17 protein-coding genes and 2 pseudogenes are annotated in these 18,073 nt (G+C 56.3%); 6 read left to right on the forward strand and 13 right to left on the reverse strand.

Features of this window, described 5'->3' with window-relative positions; all coding sequences use genetic code 11:
* Positions 1 to 143 precede the first annotated feature (143 nt).
* Positions 144 to 647: a hypothetical protein gene (locus FHT86_RS38885; protein ID WP_208116649.1), complete on the forward strand. Its 504-nt coding sequence runs from the start codon at positions 144 to 146 to the stop codon at positions 645 to 647.
* A gap of 310 nt (positions 648 to 957) precedes the next feature.
* Here FHT86_RS38885 and FHT86_RS38660 read toward each other — a convergent pair whose 3' ends face one another.
* The 5 genes and pseudogenes from FHT86_RS38660 to FHT86_RS13005 all read right to left on the reverse strand — a co-directional run.
* Complete coding sequence (locus tag FHT86_RS38660; RefSeq protein WP_166656809.1) at positions 958 to 2,094, reverse strand: DUF2326 domain-containing protein; 1,137 nt, start codon at positions 2,092 to 2,094, stop codon at positions 958 to 960.
* Positions 2,095 to 2,144: 50 nt separating this feature from the next.
* Positions 2,145 to 2,762: a hypothetical protein gene (locus tag FHT86_RS12990; protein ID WP_166656810.1), complete on the reverse strand. Its 618-nt coding sequence runs from the start codon at positions 2,760 to 2,762 to the stop codon at positions 2,145 to 2,147.
* A 2-nt stretch (positions 2,763 to 2,764) separates the two neighbouring features.
* Positions 2,765 to 3,013 (reverse strand): ABC-three component system middle component 8, encoded by a 249-nt coding sequence (locus FHT86_RS12995; protein ID WP_133707228.1) that lies wholly within the window; start codon positions 3,011 to 3,013, stop codon positions 2,765 to 2,767.
* Positions 2,991 to 3,764 (reverse strand): ABC-three component system protein, encoded by a 774-nt coding sequence (locus tag FHT86_RS13000; protein ID WP_133707229.1) that lies wholly within the window; start codon positions 3,762 to 3,764, stop codon positions 2,991 to 2,993. Before FHT86_RS13000 ends, FHT86_RS12995 begins: the two co-directional genes overlap by 23 nt.
* Before the next feature lie 352 nt (positions 3,765 to 4,116).
* A pseudogene (locus FHT86_RS13005) lies at positions 4,117 to 4,206 on the reverse strand (helix-turn-helix domain-containing protein); the annotation flags it as partial.
* Positions 4,207 to 4,421: 215 nt separating this feature from the next.
* Here FHT86_RS13005 and FHT86_RS38010 point away from each other — a divergent pair.
* Together FHT86_RS38010 and FHT86_RS13015 are read left to right on the forward strand one after the other, a co-directional pair.
* Positions 4,422 to 5,261, forward strand: a complete 840-nt coding sequence (locus FHT86_RS38010; RefSeq protein WP_166656811.1) for an ABC transporter ATP-binding protein — start codon at positions 4,422 to 4,424, stop codon at positions 5,259 to 5,261.
* 26 nt (positions 5,262 to 5,287) lie between these two features.
* The gene (locus FHT86_RS13015) at positions 5,288 to 5,683 is read left to right on the forward strand and encodes an ATP-binding cassette domain-containing protein (RefSeq protein WP_166656812.1); all 396 of its coding nucleotides are present in this window, start codon (positions 5,288 to 5,290) and stop codon (positions 5,681 to 5,683) included.
* 234 nt (positions 5,684 to 5,917) lie between these two features.
* Here FHT86_RS13015 and FHT86_RS13020 read toward each other — a convergent pair whose 3' ends face one another.
* On the reverse strand, positions 5,918 to 7,054 hold the full coding sequence (locus FHT86_RS13020) for an aminotransferase class I/II-fold pyridoxal phosphate-dependent enzyme (protein ID WP_133707232.1): 1,137 nt from the start codon (positions 7,052 to 7,054) through the stop codon (positions 5,918 to 5,920).
* Between the two features lie 136 nt (positions 7,055 to 7,190).
* On the opposite strand from FHT86_RS13020, the gene FHT86_RS13025 reads away from it, so the two are divergent.
* The 3 genes from FHT86_RS13025 to FHT86_RS13035 all read left to right on the forward strand — a co-directional run bounded on the left by FHT86_RS13025 (position 7,191) and on the right by FHT86_RS13035 (position 11,176).
* Complete coding sequence (locus FHT86_RS13025; RefSeq protein ID WP_166656813.1) at positions 7,191 to 7,862, forward strand: transcriptional regulator; 672 nt, start codon at positions 7,191 to 7,193, stop codon at positions 7,860 to 7,862.
* A gap of 633 nt (positions 7,863 to 8,495) precedes the next feature.
* Entirely contained in the window at positions 8,496 to 9,497 is a 1,002-nt protein-coding gene (gene glsA / locus FHT86_RS13030) for a glutaminase A (RefSeq protein WP_133707234.1), read from the forward strand.
* A 59-nt stretch (positions 9,498 to 9,556) separates the two neighbouring features.
* Entirely contained in the window at positions 9,557 to 11,176 is a 1,620-nt protein-coding gene (locus FHT86_RS13035) for an MFS transporter (RefSeq protein WP_246779500.1), read from the forward strand.
* Positions 11,177 to 11,277: 101 nt separating this feature from the next.
* On the opposite strand, the gene FHT86_RS13040 is transcribed toward FHT86_RS13035, so the two are convergent.
* From FHT86_RS13040 to FHT86_RS13065, 7 genes and pseudogenes are all read right to left on the reverse strand, one after another.
* On the reverse strand, positions 11,278 to 12,324 hold the full coding sequence (locus tag FHT86_RS13040) for an AI-2E family transporter (protein WP_133707235.1): 1,047 nt from the start codon (positions 12,322 to 12,324) through the stop codon (positions 11,278 to 11,280).
* Between the two features lie 96 nt (positions 12,325 to 12,420).
* Entirely contained in the window at positions 12,421 to 13,863 is a 1,443-nt protein-coding gene (locus FHT86_RS13045; RefSeq protein WP_133707236.1) for an amidohydrolase family protein, read from the reverse strand.
* A 226-nt stretch (positions 13,864 to 14,089) separates the two neighbouring features.
* On the reverse strand, positions 14,090 to 14,647 hold the full coding sequence (locus FHT86_RS13050) for a DUF1269 domain-containing protein (protein ID WP_133707237.1): 558 nt from the start codon (positions 14,645 to 14,647) through the stop codon (positions 14,090 to 14,092).
* A gap of 70 nt (positions 14,648 to 14,717) precedes the next feature.
* A pseudogene (locus tag FHT86_RS38015) lies at positions 14,718 to 14,868 on the reverse strand (exonuclease); the annotation flags it as partial.
* 121 nt (positions 14,869 to 14,989) lie between these two features.
* Positions 14,990 to 16,270: a TRAP transporter large permease gene (locus FHT86_RS13055; protein ID WP_133707238.1), complete on the reverse strand. Its 1,281-nt coding sequence runs from the start codon at positions 16,268 to 16,270 to the stop codon at positions 14,990 to 14,992.
* Positions 16,261 to 16,839 (reverse strand): TRAP transporter small permease, encoded by a 579-nt coding sequence (locus tag FHT86_RS13060; protein WP_166656814.1) that lies wholly within the window; start codon positions 16,837 to 16,839, stop codon positions 16,261 to 16,263. Before FHT86_RS13060 ends, FHT86_RS13055 begins: the two co-directional genes overlap by 10 nt.
* A 129-nt stretch (positions 16,840 to 16,968) precedes the next feature.
* Positions 16,969 to 17,946, reverse strand: a complete 978-nt coding sequence (locus FHT86_RS13065; RefSeq protein WP_133707240.1) for a TRAP transporter substrate-binding protein — start codon at positions 17,944 to 17,946, stop codon at positions 16,969 to 16,971.
* Positions 17,947 to 18,073 lie beyond the last annotated feature (127 nt).

Consider the following 18,073-nt stretch of genomic DNA (forward strand, 5'->3'; position numbering starts at 1 on the left):
TTGGCTGACCAAGACGAAGTGCGTCGATCCCTGCTATCTCTTGATGAGAGGTTGTCGTCGCGGATCACCGGAGCGCAATGCAGTACGCAGTTGTTGGAAGCGAAAGGATCGAGGCTGTCCCTAGCGGGCGCGGCGCGTGCCCTATGTGCGGTTCAGCCGTGGTGGCCAAGTGTGGTCCCCGCGTTGTTCATCATTGGGCCCATAAAGGACGACGCAACTGCGATCCCTGGTGGGAGAACGAGACCGAATGGCACCGCCAATGGAAGAACCACTTTCCCGAAGAATGCAGGGAAATCTCTCATATCGCAGAGGACGGGGAAATCCATCGGTCTGACATCAAGACGCCACACGGGGTCTACATCGAGGTCCAGCACTCCGCAATGACGGATGCGGAGAGAAAATCCCGGGAGGAATTTTATAAAAATCTTATTTGGGTGATCGATGGACAACCATTCAAAAAGAACTTCGCATTTATCACATGTTGCCTCATCCCGCGTCGGAAATGGCTCAGGACCTTGTCTGGGCGAAAGCTGCGCGCCACATGCATGGCGCAAACGCCGGGATTTTCTTTCGGTTATCCGTCAACCGGCAGCACGATCCTACCATCACCAAGTCAACACCCGTGGAGGATTTATCGAGGGGATTGAACGCATCAAGGGTGCTGTCGAAGCAAGCTATCGCGGTCATCATCAGTATGACTGGATACGGCACGGGCGACATGGCTAGATGCGACATGCCCGGTCTACCTCGATTTTGGCGGTAGTTGCTTATGGCGACTAGAAACCTACGACGAATCCGGCCTCCGCTGCGTGAGAATGGTCAACAAGGTTCAATTCGTGAACGAGGCAATGACAAGCGAGCGCGGTGACGAGATAGCGGCGTCAGCTTATGATTAAACCTGCCCATAGCACCTGGCCCATCGTCCACCGGGTCGAACAGCTCGGACGCGGGCTGTCGTTAAAATTCTGCCACTTTGAAAAGGCGACCGGCCTGCCCGCTGTCGTCAAGCCTCAGAACTATCTCATCATCGGCAAACGCGACAACCCTCCCCTTGGCGTCGCGGGGTAGATCGGATGCGATAACAGTCATAATATACTGGAGCTTTCTGTGGCTGACCTGATGACGGACAACCTCAAGGAAGGCCAACTTCTTTCGATCATCCAAGGCTTCGAACATGCCGTCATGGTAGACGAAATGGAAGAACGGAATGTCTTCGTAAACCTGCAGAAGAGCCAGATCGAACAACGCGCAAATCAGCTTCTTGTAGCTGGTTCCCTCGCCTTGACTTGAGGCCACGCCTTTCTGTCCGGCGAGGCCAAGGCTAATCTTGTAGTCGAGATTGTTGTTCGAGTTTATGTGGAAGAAGAACATCCCTTCGTGATTGAGGACCTTCTGGCAGTACTCGTTAAAAATCCGAGCAAACCGTTCATAGACGACCGTCGGTTTTTCGAGCATCGCTTTGATCTCGTCGACCACCCGGCCGCGGTCGCGCTCTGCTTCACGGACCTGCCGCGCGGTCTCGGCGACTGCTTCAAGCTTTTTGCGCTGCTCGCCCAGATAGACGAGCTGCGCCTTCTGCTCGGTGACATCCTTCTGCAATGCCTTGAACTTGTCGAATGTGTCAGTCGAGCGAAGAACTTTCAAACGTTCTACACGCCGAGCGTCAAGCAACGTCTTTCGACCTTCGGCCTCCGAAAGCTCCTGCTCTAGATCCTTGCGGCGCTTGCGCAGGGCAGCATTGCGCTCCTGCGTGACCTTCTTCTTAAACTCCACAAGCTCGCCATACTGCTTTTTCAGTTGGGTCGGGAAATGGAGTTGTGCCTCATCGAAGATCGATTGAACCTCGTTCAAATCGAACTTATCCTTGTGGCTAAGAGAGCTGTCGATCTGGCCAATATCGTATCGAGCATCGTAAATATGCTGATTGAGCGACGCAATCTCGTCTTCGATGGTCTCGACCAGCTCGCGCATAATCCGACGCTCTTTGTCATCAAACTGGAATGCATCAAGCTGCCCCTCCAGATCCTCGACGTGCTGATGAAGCACTCCGAGCTCCGCCGTCAGCTTTGGAAGATCCTCTTCCTTGAATTGCACTTCGGCCTGCTGCTCGCCTTGCTTTTCCTGCAGCTTAGCAATGAGGTCATCTAGCTCGTATTTTCGGATGATGGGATCTTGATTGAAGCCGAAGAGGTGAGCGACGAACGGTTTCCAGTAAAGGTCGCGCCCGGATTGGAACTTCTGCAGCTGCAGTTCATCGCTCCAATCGCCCTGGGAACGCAGTAGGTGATGGCCTTTCTGTAGTCGTAAGGCTGTAGAGCACGCAGATCGAGCCATGCATCGAGAAGCTTGATCGCCTCATCGATTGGCAGATCGGGATGATCCCACGTATCATCAGGAGCACCATCAAAATCAGCATTGGGGTCCTGATGACGGGCAAGCGCTATACGGGTAGGAGCATCAACGCTTCGCCTTATTGTGGCATACCCGCCGGTGTTTAGCGCGATCTCGAGATAGAAAACGAAGTTAGCGAAGCGGTCGCGATGCCGGAAGAGAAAGCTCTCCTGCGACCACCCCTTCAGCATCAAGAAATCGATCAGCTGCAAGAGGATCGTCTTACCGAGATTATGTGAATCCTTCTTTTGGTCCCTTGGATGCTTAACTTCGCCGAGCACAATGTTGAGGCGATTCGCATTGGCTCCGTGGTTGAAACCGATCGGCGAGAGAATATCCGGGAGGTTGGAATAGAGGCGGCTGAGCTGCATGGTCAATCCGCCTTATACTCAAGAGTGTCATTCTTTAGGTGGTACTCTGCCTTCCCCAGAAGAAACAGGAGATCGAGGGCGGGCAGGAAGGACAGCTCACCATCGGCGCCGACGCGGCGAATGACGACGCCCCGCAATTTCTCAAATTCGCACACGCCGCGCTTCTGCAACTCCTTCAGTATGAGCGAGAAAACACGCAGCAGTGACGTGTCCAGGTTGAGGTGTTTCTTAGGCGTCAGCATGGACGACATCTGCGTTTTCCTCCAGCTGCTTGATGCCGATATCACAATTGAAATACATGTAGTGCAGGACGATCGATATGAGGCGTCTTTTGCCCTTCAGAACATCGCGCTTCTGCTGAATTTGCTCGTACATGAATAGGAAAATGTCGTCGAACGCTCCGAACTGAGCGCGCTTGACAATGATTTTCTGTTTCAGCTCATCGGCAGCATCATGATAAAGGGCGGCGAATTCCCCGTTCCGTGGGTTCTGGAGGAATTGGGCCACGCGATCGAAATGCGGCATGGACTGAGCAACTATAACTTGCTTGTAATACTCATCCGACACGTCATTGAGCTTGTTTTTCAACGGCATCTTTAGCTTCTCGAAATCGAACGCGCTCTCAAAAGCGCTGTCGCCGTCATCCTTGGTATAGGAATGCAGCGCACCGATCACTTCTGCCAGATCGTCTGGGTTGAAACGAAATGGCGAGGGATCGAGCAAATTCGGTAATGTGCCGCGGATATCCGGATAATCGTCGAGAGCAAGATGAAGTCGCTCGACCCCAATGATGCTAGCTGAGGCAACACCAAGCGCCAAGAGATCCTTCATGTACTTTTCATCGGCGCCGCCGCTGTATTTCCGGTTCGTGAAAACCAGGTAATGGTCACAAATGCCCTCGCCGACTAACCGCTTGACCTTCGCATGCTCCTTTCCGAGCAGGCCGGCGAAATCAGGATCGGAACACGACTTGTTTGGAGCGCTGATGTGCTTCGCCTGCAAGACGAAATGTCCAGAGAAGGGTAAAGTGGCGCTCGGAAACCCGTTGGCGGTGCCGTGGAACTTTCCGTCACGGCCGTCGTCGCGACCGCGTGCGAAAGGGGGTTACGCCCTCACCAAGCCAACGAATGCAGATGCGCACGACGAGCTTCTCGAACTCGTCCTCATTCAGCTCGTGCAGTCTATAGTCGCGTGGCAGCATGGAGATAAGCAATGCAAACAAAAGTTGAAGATAATTCCAACGGTAATGGACTATCCGAGGCCATTTCTATTTGCAACGATCGACCGAGGGAGACGTGGTCGCTTTGGCCGAAAATGACGGCTCTCGGCTTGCTTGCTCCCTCTCCGTCTATCCCTAAAGCACCCCCCATGCCGTAAACCTCCCCCTCCCCGTGATCTCCCTCAAGCCCAGCTCCAAAACAATCCGCTGCGCCGCCTGAGCCGTCGCGGAAGTCCTGATTCTTTCGCTATTACTGCGCCAATCCACCCAAAGGGCGCAGGTACGTCGACGCACACCAAATCGGGTTCCTCTGACCATGGCGCTGGATTCCTTCAACTTAGGGGATACACTAGCCACGCAACGGGGGGCGGAAACGATCTAAAATGCTTGGCCGGATTTTAAAACTTGATCTTTCGATAAATTGGGGCCGAGTCGCATCGGTGATCATTATTGCGGCTGTCGCAGCCGTCCTGCCCGTCGGGGTGCCGCTGCTGCTCGGCCATGTCATCGACGCCGCACTCCAAGGCAAAGGCGTGCTCGAACTCTTGCCAACCCTCGGATTGATCGCGGTTCTCGCCGTTGCCGGCGCTGCCGCGGAACTGTTGACCAATGCATTTGGCGCTAAAGTCGGATACGGAATTTCGTGGGAACTAGCACGTAAGCTTTATGCAAGCCTACTCCGGATGCCGCTCCTCAGCTATTTCACGATCAACCCTGGCGTTCTCAACAGCCGGCTGACCAATGACATGCGGATGGTCGATCCATTGTTCGTCTCGATCCCTATTTCGTTCATTCACGGGTGGGCCGGTCTCCTGGCCGTCGCCGTCGGACTGGCGTTCATAAATGCATGGTTCCTTGCCGCCTTCATCCTTGTACCGATCGCACTTCTGGCCGTGCGTTTCGCCGAGGGGCGGATCAACGCGACGATCCGTGAATCTTACGAAGTCAATGCGCGGGTTGCCCTGCAAATCGAAAGCACCACCAGTGGCGATGCTGTCAGCTTGGTTCGCCAGGCACAGGCGACCGCGGCTGAAGAAAGGTGCTTTGCCGATCTAGCCGAGAAGTCGGTCGCGATCGCATCCCACATGGATGTCTGGCGTGCCATGATCGTCGTGGCCTACCGGTTATGCTTCGATCTGGTCACTGTGCTGTTCCTGGCAATTGGCGTCTTTCTCGCATCGACTGGCGGGCGTCGATCGGCAGCGTCGTATCTGCATTGTTCTTTGTCGGTCTGGTGCGTCAGCCGCTGGGAGAGGTGGTTGGGCAACGTTATCCATTAGTCCGGGCCGGCATGGGGCTTGGTAGGGTGGAGGAAGTTCTGGCATCATCCAATACTGGTCTCACAAACATTGCCGCTACCGCTCGTCGACACCCGGTAGACGCAACCAAGCCGCAATTGATCTTCGAGAGCGTGGGGTACGCCTATCCCACGCGCGACGACGTGGCCGTGAAAAGTCTCTCCGATGTGGCCGCCGCCAATTCAGCTACCAGTGGTTTCCTCGCCGGGGTATTGCTGACAAAGCTGGTGGAAGCGGCGCCCGTCGCAGAGGCGGGGGATGCGTCATGGGTGCTTGATGACGTTTCGTTCTCGATTTCCCTCGGCGAGACGGTGGCCGTCGTCGGAGAATCCGGGTCTGGCAAATCCACGATCATCACGCTGCGTGCGGCATCGTCCGGCCGGGGCGGGGGCGTGTCCATGTAGGCGGTGTCGATACCTTCGACATGACCGAGGAAGACGTCTGGAAATCCGTGTCGCTGGTAAGCCAGGACATCTATTCGGCTCGCGCGTAGCCGTCCCAATCCCACGATCCACTTGGCTCATGCCTTGGCGATCGAGGGCCGCCGGGCCGAAGAGGCCCGATATATCTCGATGGCGATCATCGCTCGTGGGGCGGAACGCGTAGGAGAGCAATGGCGTCTCGGTCGATGGACTGTCCTATTGACCGTTTCGCATCAGGTAGGAGCGCATCGCCGCGATGCCTTCTTCGATATTGGCGCGCCCGAAGCCGATGCGAAATCGGTTATCGGGCGTCGGATTGAGCTCGGAGCGATAGATGCTGGCAGGCAGCAAAAGCACGCCGGCGCTTTCCACGAGGTTGCGCGCAAAATTTTCCACGCCATCGGCGCCCCTGTAGCGTGGATAGCCGACGCAGCCGCCGTCGGGGGTATACCATTCGAACAGGCCCTCGAATTCCGCAAACAAAGCCTGCAACTTGCTCAGGTTGGCGGCAATCAGACGATTGTTGCGTTCAAGGATACGGCCGGAATTTTGTAGGGCGATCTTCGCCAGGCTTTCGCTGGGAGCGGCGTTGCAGATCGAAATATAGTGTTTCATCCGCTCCATGCGCGAGATCACGGCGCGATCCCGGCAGGCGATCCATCCGATGCGCAGGCCGGGAAGTCCGAAGGCCTTGGACATCACCGCAAGCGAAAGACCACGTTCGTAAACATCGGCCGCCGCCGGGAGTTGCGCTTTGCCGTCGATGCTAAGACCACGATAGACCTCATCGCTGAAAAGCCAGATGCCGTGTTGGCGGCAGAGCTCCACCAAAGCATCGAACCTGACCCTTTCGAGTATTTTGCCGGTCGGGTTGTGTGGGAAATTGATGGAAATCAGCTTCGTATTCGGCCGGATCGCCGCCCGCACCGCATCGATATCGAGCGACCAGCCGTCGGCCGGATCGAGCGCTATCCCCGAAACCTCGCAGATGCTCAGGGGGACCGTTTCGGCCGACTGGTAGTTCGGCGTCACCACGATCGCATGGTCACCCTTTTCGAGGAGCACATGCATGGCGATGTAAATCCCCTCGCCTGCTCCCGCGAAACAGAGAATATCCGCGCTCTGCATCCGCTCGTACAGGCCAGCAATGGTCTCCCGCAGTTCCGGATCGCCGAAGGTCTCCGTATAGCCGAGCCATTGGCTCTTGAACGCAGCCCGCTGCTCTTCGGACCCCATCGCCAGCAGCTCGTCCATCGTCATGCTCTGCGCATCGGACCCCGTCATGTGATAGCGAGCCGTGAACTCCCACTTCGAAAAATAGGCCTCGAGCTTGAAGTCAGGCAGTACCGGCATAACGAGATTCTCCAACTTGGACGGTGACAGGATCGCTTCGGCGGGTGACGGTCAGGAGATGTTAGGGTAGAAGTGCGTTGACATTTTGTCAAATGCAGAGATTTTGTTACCGCACATGCAGATAGGAATACCGCAGATGTCAAAGAAGGCCGCCAATGCCAAAGAGCCGACCTCTGAAGAGGATGTGCTGGGTTTTGCGTCAGTTGCGGAGGCGATCGCGATGCTGCTCAAACCGCATGCGGAGGTGGTCATTCACGATTTGAAGACAACGAAGATCGCCTATATCGCAAACAATATCTCGCGACGTCACGTCGGCGGCTCCTCGCTCACTGACCTCAAGGATATCGGTTCGCTCGACAGCGATGTTATCGGACCCTATCGAAAGACCAATTTCGATGGACGAAAGCTCAAGTCCGTGACTTCGGTCCTGCGCGGAAGGAACGGGACGCCTTTCGGATTGCTGTGCATCAATTTCGATATCGAGCCGATGGAATTGGCGCGTGACGCGCTGAATATGCTGACCGCATTTCAGGGAGATGGCAAACAGCCGTCAGCCCTTTTCCAGTCGGATTGGCAGGAAACCGTAAATGCAGCGATTGCGGACTTCCTCGGCGAACGCGGGCTGGCGGCATCGGCGCTAGCAAAGGAGGACCATGCCGGTCTGGTAGAAGCACTGGAGCAGGAGGGTTATTTCGCCATCCGAAATCTTGTGCCGTATCTGGCGCGGCTGCTCGGGATCTCGCGGGCCACAGTCTACAAGCATTTGCGGGAGGCCAGGCAGAGGAAAGTGCGGACCAGAGCAACTTGACCCCAACCCTATCCGAAAAGCTTCAAAGTACCTGATCGACCTAGCTGCCTTTTTGTCGCCGCTTTTGTTGCAGGTCCATGCAAACCACGGTTGCTCATTTGAGAACGAGGTCGTGCTGAAAACGGACAATTTGGCTTTCAATTAAGATCGATCGCAAAGCATCACTATAGAGATCTATAAGGGGATGTCAGATGGTCGCGACGTTCCGATCGGCAGATGCTTACTTGCGACCGACGCAGCCTCGGCAGCAGGGCTAGATGGGTATCAATCCGGTTGGGCATCTGCTCACTCCAACTTCCCCACTTAAGCAAAGCCTTGTGTTAGTCCGGCGATGAAGGCGTTCCAGGCGGTAGTTGCGATTGCTTAGTTTCCTTCCGGCGGATTTCGTCAGCGTTCGGCAGGATCTTCCGCTACCAAGGAGCGCGGGCGACAATGTCAATCGAGGGCAGAATGCCTTCTCTGGATTGCGCCAAATACCGCCGCACGATCAGCAAAGCCACCTGGTCAATCCCAAGGCATTTATTTTAGCAATCTATTGCAAAGGATGGTTTTAGGGACTAACATCCCACAATCAAGGCAAGAAAACTCCATCTTCAGCGAACTAAATTTCTCCTAAATGTTAAGGAGAAGTGCATGGAACTTCTAGACCCCTTGCATCACCCTCAAGATTCCTATGTATCGACAGGCAACCTCCCGCCGTCTGACACGGTCGTGCGATTAGTAACCGAGGCTCACGAGCGCTTTGCGCAAGTGACACTTGGGCAGAATTCTCAAGTCTACCCGGCCCTCGCGAATGTACCGAGCAATCTGTTCGGGATCTGTGTCGCAAGCATTGACGGGCGTATATTCGCCGTTGGCGATGCCGAGCACGAATTCACCATCATGAGCGTTTCAAAGCCGTTTATCTTCGCGCTGGTCTGCGACATCATCGGAGCAACGGGAGCACGCGAGCGACTGGGCGTGAACGCGACGGGTTACGCGTTCAATTCGCTTGCTGGCGTCGAACGCAATACGGATGGCCGTACCAACCCCATGGTGAACGCGGGGGCCATAGCCACAACCAGTCTCGTCCCCGGGGAAAACGCGGAAGCGAAATGGCGTTTCATCCACCAGGGATTGTCCCGCTTCGCTGGCAGAGAGCTGCCGCTCAATGAGGAAGTCTACGAGTCGGCGTCGAAAACAAACTCTCGCAACCGAAGCATTTCCTGGATGTTGCAGAGCCTCGGCCGCATCTACTGCGAGCCCATAGAAGCCGTTGAACTTTATACCCGGCAATGCTCCCTGAACGTCAGCGCAAGAGACCTCGCCGTTATGGGCGCAACACTTGCTCACGGCGGCTTTAACCCGGTTACGCGAGAGCAGGTGGTGAAGCCCGATGTTTGTCATTACGCATTGGCGGTGATGCTGACTGCCGGCCTATACGAGACCTCGGGCGACTGGCTCTATGAGATCGGACTTCCGGGAAAGAGCGGCATCGGCGGCGGAATTGTTACCGTTTCGCCCGGCAAGGGCGGGCTCGGTACTTTCGCACCGCCGTTGGATGAGGCTGGCAACAGCGTGAAAGGGCAACTCGTCGCACAGTTTCTATCACAACGGCTGGGGCTCGACCTGCTGATGTCGTCGCCAGACGGTTAGCAGACCGGCTGCTCAGACTGCATTGCATCGATCCCGCGATATCAAGAGGAAGTCGGTTCATGTCTGCAACTGTATCTGCGCAACAAACCCACATGGAAGAGCGCTCGTCTTGGATTCCCATGATTGCGATCGCATTCGGCCAGGCGATCATGTCGTTCAATGTAGCATCTCTGCCTGTGGCATTGGGGGGCATGGTAAACAGCTTCGGCGTTGCACCTACGGTCGTGGCCACAGGCATCGTCGCCTATTCCATGATCGTTGCAGGCTTTGTGATGCTCGGCGCAAAACTCGTGCAGCGCTTCGGCGCGCTCCGGGTATTCCGCTTGGCAGTGATCGTGTTTGGTTTGTCGCAGATTCTCATGACGTTCAGTCCAAACGCGACCGCCATGATTACCGCTCAAGCGCTCTGCGGGGCTGCTGGCGCTGTTATCGTACCTGCCCTTGTGGCACTCATCGCCGAAAACTACCACGGCAGCCAGCAGGCTACGGCGCTCGGCGCACTCGGTTCGGCGCGCGCGGGCGCAGGCGTTCTGGCATTCCTTATCGGCGGCGTCCTTGGTACTTATATCGGCTGGAGACCGGTATTTGGAATTCTTATCGCAGTCTCGGCACTCGTTTTCCTGCTCAGCTTCCGATTGAAACCCGATCACGGCCGTTCGGATGTACGCATTGACTTCGTAGGCGTGCTGCTTGCAGCGATCGCGATCATCTTTATCAGCTTCGGCTTCAACAATTTGAACAGTTGGGGTCTTGCCGTGGCGCGGACGACAGCACCTTTCAATGTGCTAGGTGCTTCGCCAGCGCCCATCATGATCGTTCTGGGCATCGTCCTCGGACAGGCATTTTTCCTGTGGACCCGCCGTCGCGAGGCGGCAGGGCGCACGCCACTGCTGCCGCTGGAAGTGCTGGATTCGCCCCAGGAGCGAGCCGCGGTCTATGCGATGTTCACCGTCGTCGCGCTCGAAGCGGCACTCAATTTTTCCGTTCCGCTGTACATCCAGATCGTACAAGGACGTTCGCCGCTGGCCACCGCTGTTGCCATGCTGCCTTTCAACTTGACCGTTTTTTTCGCGGCCATGTTGATCGTGCGTTTTTATGAAAGGCTGACACCCAAGCAGATCGGGCGCTTCGGCTTCGCGCTGTGCGCAGTAGCCCTTGTTTGGCTAGCCGTCGTCGTGCGGAATGACTGGAACTCGATCCCGGTGCTTTTCGGGTTGATACTGTTCGGCATTGGTCAGGGATCGCTCGTTACCCTGCTGTTTAATGTCCTGGTGACCGCGTCACCCAAAGAACTGGCCGGGGATGTGGGCTCGCTGCGAGGAACGACGAATAACCTCGCTGCCGCGGTTGGCACTGCCGTCGCAGGGGCTTTGCTGGTCGGGCTTCTCAGTTCAGCGGTCATGCGCCAGTTGGCAGAAAACCCCACACTTCCAATCGAGATACAGTCCGAAGTAAATCTCGACAGCATCACTTTTGTGAGCAACGACCAGCTCGCATCCGTGATCGCTAGCACGAGCGCCACTCCTGAACAAAAGGCCGAGGCACTTCGCATCAACACCGAATCCAGGCTGCTGGCGCTGAAGATCGGATTTCTGATCATGGCTGGACTCGCTCTTTTGGCGATGCTGCCCGCGGGCAGGCTTCCAAATTATCGGCCGGGTGAAATTCCGGAAAACTGACGGGCCGGAAAAGCGCGACCTCATTCTGATCGTCCTCGCTGGGAGAACGCCGTCTGCCCGCCATAGGAGTCGCACTGGGTTCCCGCCTGGGCACGCCGGATTTACCCCTCTTGGGTCAGCTCCTCATTGTCCGTTCCAAATAACTCGCCTACCCATTTGCTGGACGGATGATGACGGCAAAACGTCAGCAAAGCGATTGAAATCGGTACGCCTATGAACGCACCGAATATGCCCCAAAGATAGCCCCATGCGAAAACAGAAAACAGGACGATGACGGGCGAGAGAGACAGTGCACTGCCTGAAACTCGTGGCTCAATGTAACTGCCTACCGTAAACTGTATTAAATTAAGCCCGATAAAAATCGCGATTACCGACTGCCAGCTGTCAAACTGAATGAGAGCAAACAGAGTGGGAAACACGGTTGCCACCAGGGGGCCAATAAAAGGTATGTAGTTTAGAGCAAATGCTATGACGCCCCATTCTGCAGCGAGTGGCAACCCGACAAAGAGCGCAAAAAGCCAGACGAGGAGCCCGGTTGCGATGCTCATCACGGTTCTTATGGCCATATAGCGCCGAAGCTTCTGTGCGGTTTGCCGGCTGCCATTCAGAAGCAATTCCCTTGCAAGTTGACTGTCCATTCTGGCGATCCTGCGCTCGAAATCCTCGACCTCCATAAGTCCGAGGAGCACATATACGAGCGCGATCAGCCAGAAGCTGAATGCGCTATTGATGCGGCTGGTAACGGTCTGAACCGTTCGCAAAATCGTACTCACACCGAAGTTGTCCGACCAAAGGGCAGCCACGGCGATGCCCTGGTCTTCCAACCATAAACGGATTTCTTCGTATCTCTGTTGAAAGCGCGAAGCGTCTGCGATGAACCACCGACCAACCTGCCCGAAAGACCAGGCCACGATCCATGCGAACGCCAGGAAGGCCAGCACGACGACCAACAAGCTAATCAGGAGGGCGACGTATCGCGGAAGAATGGTCTGCATGCTCCGCTGGATAGGCCACAACAGCGCAATCACCAGCAGCGCAAATACCATCGGAGCAAGGACTGTGCCCGCCATGGAGAACATGGCAAGGACGAGTAGCACTGCAATCAGAACCTGGGCCGCATGGACTGTCTTATACGTCCCGATCCGCATTCGTTTTCCTCGACTGAAGTTCCGCGTTAGACAATGGGAGGACTTGATCACGTGGATCCGAATTCGATTCTCCCAGCCATACATTCCGACGACTGCTCACAGGGTATTCTTAAAAAACCGGCCATCCTTGATGATAACGCTTAGGTTCCGATGGGGATCTTCAATCATCCGAAAATCGTCGAGCGGATTGCCGTCCCAAACCAGGATGTCAGCGAGCGCCCCTTTCTCGATGACGCCCAGTTTGCCTGCATACGGCGTACGCAAATTGGAGAGCGCCAGAAGATCCGCGTTGCCTGACGTCGCCATGCGCAACGCCTCGGCGTTCGTGTACCAGTTGGCCAGATGGGTCAGCATGGTGTTCTGGCGGGGCGTCAACTCCGGAGAGAATAACACATCAGAGCCCCAAGCCGTCTTGATGCCGTATTTTCGCACAAACTCGTAGACCTTCGGCGTCCCCGCAAAAAGCTGTTTGATACGCTCCGCACCTGGGCCGGTTTGCGAAGCCGCATCTTCCATTGTCAGGAAGGGCTGAGTGCTCAGCCAGACATTCTTGTCCACAAACATCCTGGCAGTATCTTCGTCCATCAGATGCGCATGCTCGACGCACGCCACCCCTCCGGCAATGGCTCGTTGAACGGTATTGGGTGCGTAGGCGTGAACGGTTACGTATGTGTTCCAGTCCCGCGCCACATCCACGGCCGCGCGAATTTCATCCTGGCTGAAGGTGGTCATGTCGAGAGGGCTACGAGGAGACGAGACGCCTCCGCCTCCAACGAGCTTGATCTGAGAGGCCCCCTGCAGAAGCTGCTCGCGCACTCGGCGTTTTAATTCTCCGACATCATCGACTATGGCAGCGCTTCCCATCATCTCGCTGAGGCTAAGCTGACCATCTCTTGCGGGAATTTCGAATGGCATTCGCAGGTCGCCGTGACCGCCAGACGTTGTAATCATCGCGCCCGCTGGAAAAATGCGCGGGCCGGGGATGATGCCGGTGTCGATTGCCTGCTTGAAGGTAAACACAGGACCGCCCAAATCGCGGATGGTCGTGAAGCCTCTCATCAAGGTACGCTCCGCCTCAGCCGTGGACGCAGCAAAGATGATGCCGGGGTCTCCCATCATGAGAATTTGCAAGGGCACCGCGGCATATATCGTGTGCCAATGCGCATCGATCATGCCTGGCATAAGCACACGATCGCCGCAATCGATTACCGTTGCATCCGAAGGCGGCGTGTTGTTTGCCGTATCTATGGAGACGATCTTATTGCCGTCAATCAGTACCTGAACCCTTGTCTGCAAAGCATCCGACTTGCCGTCGAACAGCCGGACCTGCTTGAGCAAGATCTTGGAAGTCGGCCCTGGTGGCTGCGCGTTACCTGTTCCGGGCAGCATCCCGACAACCGCAGCCGATCCTATCCCTGCGAGAAAGTTTCGTCGCGAATATTCATTGAGATGGAAAAATCGTTGCTGGAGAAGGGGATTTACGCAGCCGCAGCTTGTATCGTGAACAAAGTGCCGATACTTCTTGCCCAATCGAAACATGGCATTCCTCCGAACGCACGCCGCTGGAATACAACCGAAAACCTAGCACTGTGTCTGTTGGGAATCTACTACTTCCCGTCGATAAATCGGCAGCCATTATTTTAGCGAGTTCAGGCGATCGAAGCGCGAGGGCTTCTGCCGACAACCATCGGAATTGCAAAGTAGAAGCGCAACGCGCGGCGAGGCGCGTCTGCAACGATCTTCACATTAAAAGTCGCCCGTACTGCTAGCTCGCAGCAGCGGGACTCTGGGACCCGGTTGGCGTCGCCGTCGCTCCGTCCGCAGAGAGAGCCTCACGCAGTCGCTTTTCTTGGTCTGGCGACAGTGACGTCCGCAAAATTCGTGCGCGTTCGCCCTTGAATTCCTCAAGGATCTTCTCCGGCTGAACCTTTCGGATCAGCAAGAACAAAGCTGAGGTGTTGACCGGAATTGTGTCCGCCAACTTCTTAATCAAATCGTCGTCAATCCCATAGTCGGTCATCGAGCCAGCGAGAGCGCCGGAACCGGCTCCGAACGCTCCTCCAACAACCATGCCCGCCAAGGGGTTGAGGAAAAGAAGGCCGACCAGAGAACCCCAAAGCGCCCCAGACAGGCCGCCTCTGGCCGCACCCATCGAGGTAAGGTTCACACTCTGCTTGAGGCGGACCTTTCCTGTACTGTCGCGAATAGCAACGACTGCATCCTCCAGGTCTATGAGATACTCTTTCTCAAGCGTCGACAATCGGTTGAGGATGGAATCAGCTTTATCAGTTTCATCGAAACCGAGCACAATGAGTTCAGACATGATCTCCTCCACGTTAGACCCAACCTGAGATAGAGCTTCTGAAGGTTTCGTCTAGATCAAGGGATACAAACGCAGTATTGAGCGCGTCATGCGCCTTTAACAGAGGATGTTCGACGCCATAATGGTTCGCAAAGCTTGTTGCTCGAAGTCCTCGCCAAATCCTCAGCCAGCATTCCCGCGGCGAATACGAGCTTGACGGCATTGTCAAACCGCTGGGCTGGCTAAATACTCGCGATTCTGGTCGCGAGCGGTTCAGCTTTTCAGGAGTCGCAGAACCGCTCTATCTCTTTGTTTTTTCGTAATTCCGACGGAAAGCCGCTTCGCACTTTTCCTGGACTTGTTCTATCGGAACAGATCCTGGACGAACATGGAGGTTTCCGGGATGAGAGTGACGATCATGAGCGTGGTCCAAAGAGCAACCATGAACGGCCAAATGGACCGGATCACCTTGCTGACAGGCACCTCGCCGATAGCGCAGCCGAGATAGAACGCGGCACCGACCGGTGGGGTGTTAAGGCCGATGGTCGAATTCAAAAGCACGATGATGCCGAACTGGACCGGATCCATGCCGTAATGCGTGACGATAGGCAGGAAGATCGGCGTGCACACCAGGATATGTGCGGCCATGTCGAGAAATATGCCGAAGATGAACAGCGCTATGTTGACCAGGATGAAGATCACCCATGGTTGCGTGCTGACATGGCTGAGCGCCTCGCCGACCATGTCGGCGACCCCATAAATGCTCATGAGATAACCGAACATCGTCGAAATGCCGATCAACAGCAGCACCACGCCCGTGGTCTTGGTCGCCTTTGCCACCGCCTTCAGAAAGTTTTCGAAGGATAGGCTGCGATAGACGAAAATCGTCAGCAGTAACGCGTAGAGGACGGCAACGGCGCCAGCTTCTGCCGCGGTGAAGACGCCGGACAAAATACCGCCGACGATGATGACGATGATGAAAAGGCCGGGAACTGCCGCCGCGAGGCTGCGCCAGACTTCGGTCCAACCAGGAAACTCGCCACGGCTGTAGCCGCGCGACCGCGCGACGAAATAGGCGGTGAGCACATTGGCAACCGTCAGGATCAGCGCCGGGATGGCGCCTGCCATGATCAAGGCATTCATCGACACGAGGCCGCCGGCGGCAAGCGAATAGATGATCATATTGTGGCTGGTCGGCATCAGCGCGCCGACGAGCGAGGAATAGGTGGTGACGTTGACCGCATAGTCCGCATCGATCCCTTCCCTTTTCATCAGGGGGATCAATGCCGAGCCCATCGCAGAAACGTCTGCGACCGGCGAACCGGAAACGCCACCGAACATCGTGCAGGCGACGACGTTGGTCATGCCGAGGCCGCCGCGTACATGGCCGACCATTGCCTTGGAGCTGCGGATGATCCGGTCGGCGATGCCGCCATACATCATCAACTCGCCGGTGAAGATGAAAAACGGAATGGTGAGGAAGGAGAAGGTGCCCATGCCCGACGCCATGCGCTGAAAGACGACGGCCAGCGGCAGCCCTTCGTAGAGCACCGTAGCGATCGACGAAAGGCCAATGGCGAAGATGACCGGCATGCCGAGCACCAGTCCGCCCACGAAGGTTGCGCAGAGAATGATCAATGCCATGAGGGGATAACCTTGATTTTCAGAACGGCTGCGACGATCCGCTCGACGGCGAACAGGGCGATGAGCACGCCGCCGGCTGCCAGCGGCACATAGCTCCAGGCCTGCGAAATCGGCAGGCCGGGGTTGATGTAAGGTGCCATCTCGATGCTGAGTTCTGCGCCGCTCCAGGCCATCGACACGCCGAAGACGATCATGCCGAGATAAACGATGATCTCGGCCGCCAGACGAAACCCTTCGGGCGCGAAGTTCAAGAGCGAGTCCATGCCGATGTGGCGCCCGTCGCGAACACCGACCGCGGCCGCCAGACAGGTGACATAAAGAATGACTACAAGCGCGAATATCTCGGTCCAGGCCGGGGAGTCGTTGAGCACGTAGCGCCCGAAAATCTGATAGAGGACGGCCGCAACGATCAGAATTGTCCCGACGACCGCAATCATGAGGCAGATGCGCGAGAGCCACGCGTGGAAGGCAAAATAGGCGCCGAGCATGCCCGTGGTGTTGGCGGTGGTACGGACCGCTTGCGAACGCGCGGCGGGATCTGCCGGCAGTGCATGCAAATGCGCGGCCATTGCTTGTCTCCTCGGGTTGATCATTTGATGCTGATGTATCGATCGCCATTGTTTCGGCGTCCCATCGGCGTCGGACCAGGGCGATCGCAGGCAATGCGGGGGCGCATCAAACGCCCCCGGCAGAATTCGTTACTTCGTTGCCTTGATACGGGTGATCATGTCCTTGAGCGCCGGATCGGTGACGAACTGGTCATAGATCGGCTGCATGGCGGCTTCGAACGGGGCCTTGTCCAGCGGGATGACCTCGACGCCGGCCTGCTTTACCTTCTCCTCCGACGTCGTTTCCATCGCGTCCCAGAGCTGACGCATATAGACGACGGACTGTTTGGCGAGCTTGCGCACCAGCACCTGCTCTTCCGGGGTGAAGTTGTCATAGACGCGCTTCGACATCAGCAGGACATCGGGAGCCATCGAGTGTTCGCTCAGCGAATAGTACTTGGCGAGCTCATAGTGATGGAAATTATAGTAGCTCGGCCAATTGTTCTCCGCACCATCGATCAGCCCCGTCTTCAGCCCGGTGAAAACCTCGCCCGTCGGCATCGGCGTGGCGTTGGCGCCTAGCGCCTTCATCATCGCCACCCAGATGTCGGACTGTTGTACGCGGATTTTCAGACCCTTGAGGTCCTCCATCTTCCGCACCGGCTTGGTCGTATAGAAGGATCGCGAGCCCGAATCGTAGAAGGCAAGGCCGACGAGACCATGGGCGTCGCAATCCGCCAGGATCTGATCGCCGATCGGTCCGTCGAGAACCGTGCGCATCTGCGCCTTGTCATGGAAGAGGAACGGCAGGACCGGCACCATCATCGCCGGGCAGATGGTGTTCAGCGTTCCGGAGTTGACGCGGATGAAGTCGAGAGCCCCAAGCTTGACCTGCTCGATGGTGTCCTTTTCGCTGCCGAGCTGCGAATTCGGAAAAACCTTGATCGTATATTTGCCATCGGTCGCCTTGCTGAGCTCGTCGCTCATGTACTGCACGGCTTTGACGGTCGGGTAATCCGGCGGCTGGACATCGGCCGAACGAAACTGACGGGCCTGGCCCGTCGTGAACGTGCCGAGCGCAAGAAGGCCTGCGAATGCGGTCGTAATGATTCTGGTGCTGCGCTTCATTGTTTCCCTCTTTTCTAATCACAAAACAAAAATGGCCGCCCACTTCCGTGCCTGGAGATCCCAGGTCACGGCTCGGGGCTGAAAACGGTGGTTATTTTTGGAATGGCAACTGCTGCGTGACCGTTTC

The organism is Rhizobium sp. BK313 (assembly GCF_014193655.1).
GTDB lineage: Bacteria > Pseudomonadota > Alphaproteobacteria > Rhizobiales > Rhizobiaceae > Rhizobium.

Bases quoted from the DNA above. Each gene is read 5' to 3' on its own strand.
- FHT86_RS38885 (WP_208116649.1), top strand. From the start codon at position 144: ATGTGCGGTTCAGCCGTGGTGGCCAAGTGTGGTCCCCGCGTTGTTCAT.
- FHT86_RS12990 (WP_166656810.1), bottom strand. From the start codon at position 2,762: ATGCAGCTCAGCCGCCTCTATTCCAACCTCCCGGATATTCTCTCGCCG.
- FHT86_RS12995 (WP_133707228.1), bottom strand. From the start codon at position 3,013: ATGTCGTCCATGCTGACGCCTAAGAAACACCTCAACCTGGACACGTCA.
- FHT86_RS13020 (WP_133707232.1), bottom strand. From the start codon at position 7,054: ATGCCGGTACTGCCTGACTTCAAGCTCGAGGCCTATTTTTCGAAGTGG.
- FHT86_RS13025 (WP_166656813.1), top strand. From the start codon at position 7,191: ATGTCAAAGAAGGCCGCCAATGCCAAAGAGCCGACCTCTGAAGAGGAT.
- glsA (WP_133707234.1), top strand. From the start codon at position 8,496: ATGGAACTTCTAGACCCCTTGCATCACCCTCAAGATTCCTATGTATCG.
- FHT86_RS13035 (WP_246779500.1), top strand. From the start codon at position 9,557: ATGTCTGCAACTGTATCTGCGCAACAAACCCACATGGAAGAGCGCTCG.
- FHT86_RS13040 (WP_133707235.1), bottom strand. From the start codon at position 12,324: ATGCGGATCGGGACGTATAAGACAGTCCATGCGGCCCAGGTTCTGATT.
- FHT86_RS13045 (WP_133707236.1), bottom strand. From the start codon at position 13,863: ATGTTTCGATTGGGCAAGAAGTATCGGCACTTTGTTCACGATACAAGC.
- FHT86_RS13050 (WP_133707237.1), bottom strand. From the start codon at position 14,647: ATGTCTGAACTCATTGTGCTCGGTTTCGATGAAACTGATAAAGCTGAT.
- FHT86_RS13055 (WP_133707238.1), bottom strand. From the start codon at position 16,270: ATGGCATTGATCATTCTCTGCGCAACCTTCGTGGGCGGACTGGTGCTC.
- FHT86_RS13060 (WP_166656814.1), bottom strand. From the start codon at position 16,839: ATGGCCGCGCATTTGCATGCACTGCCGGCAGATCCCGCCGCGCGTTCG.
- FHT86_RS13065 (WP_133707240.1), bottom strand. From the start codon at position 17,946: ATGAAGCGCAGCACCAGAATCATTACGACCGCATTCGCAGGCCTTCTT.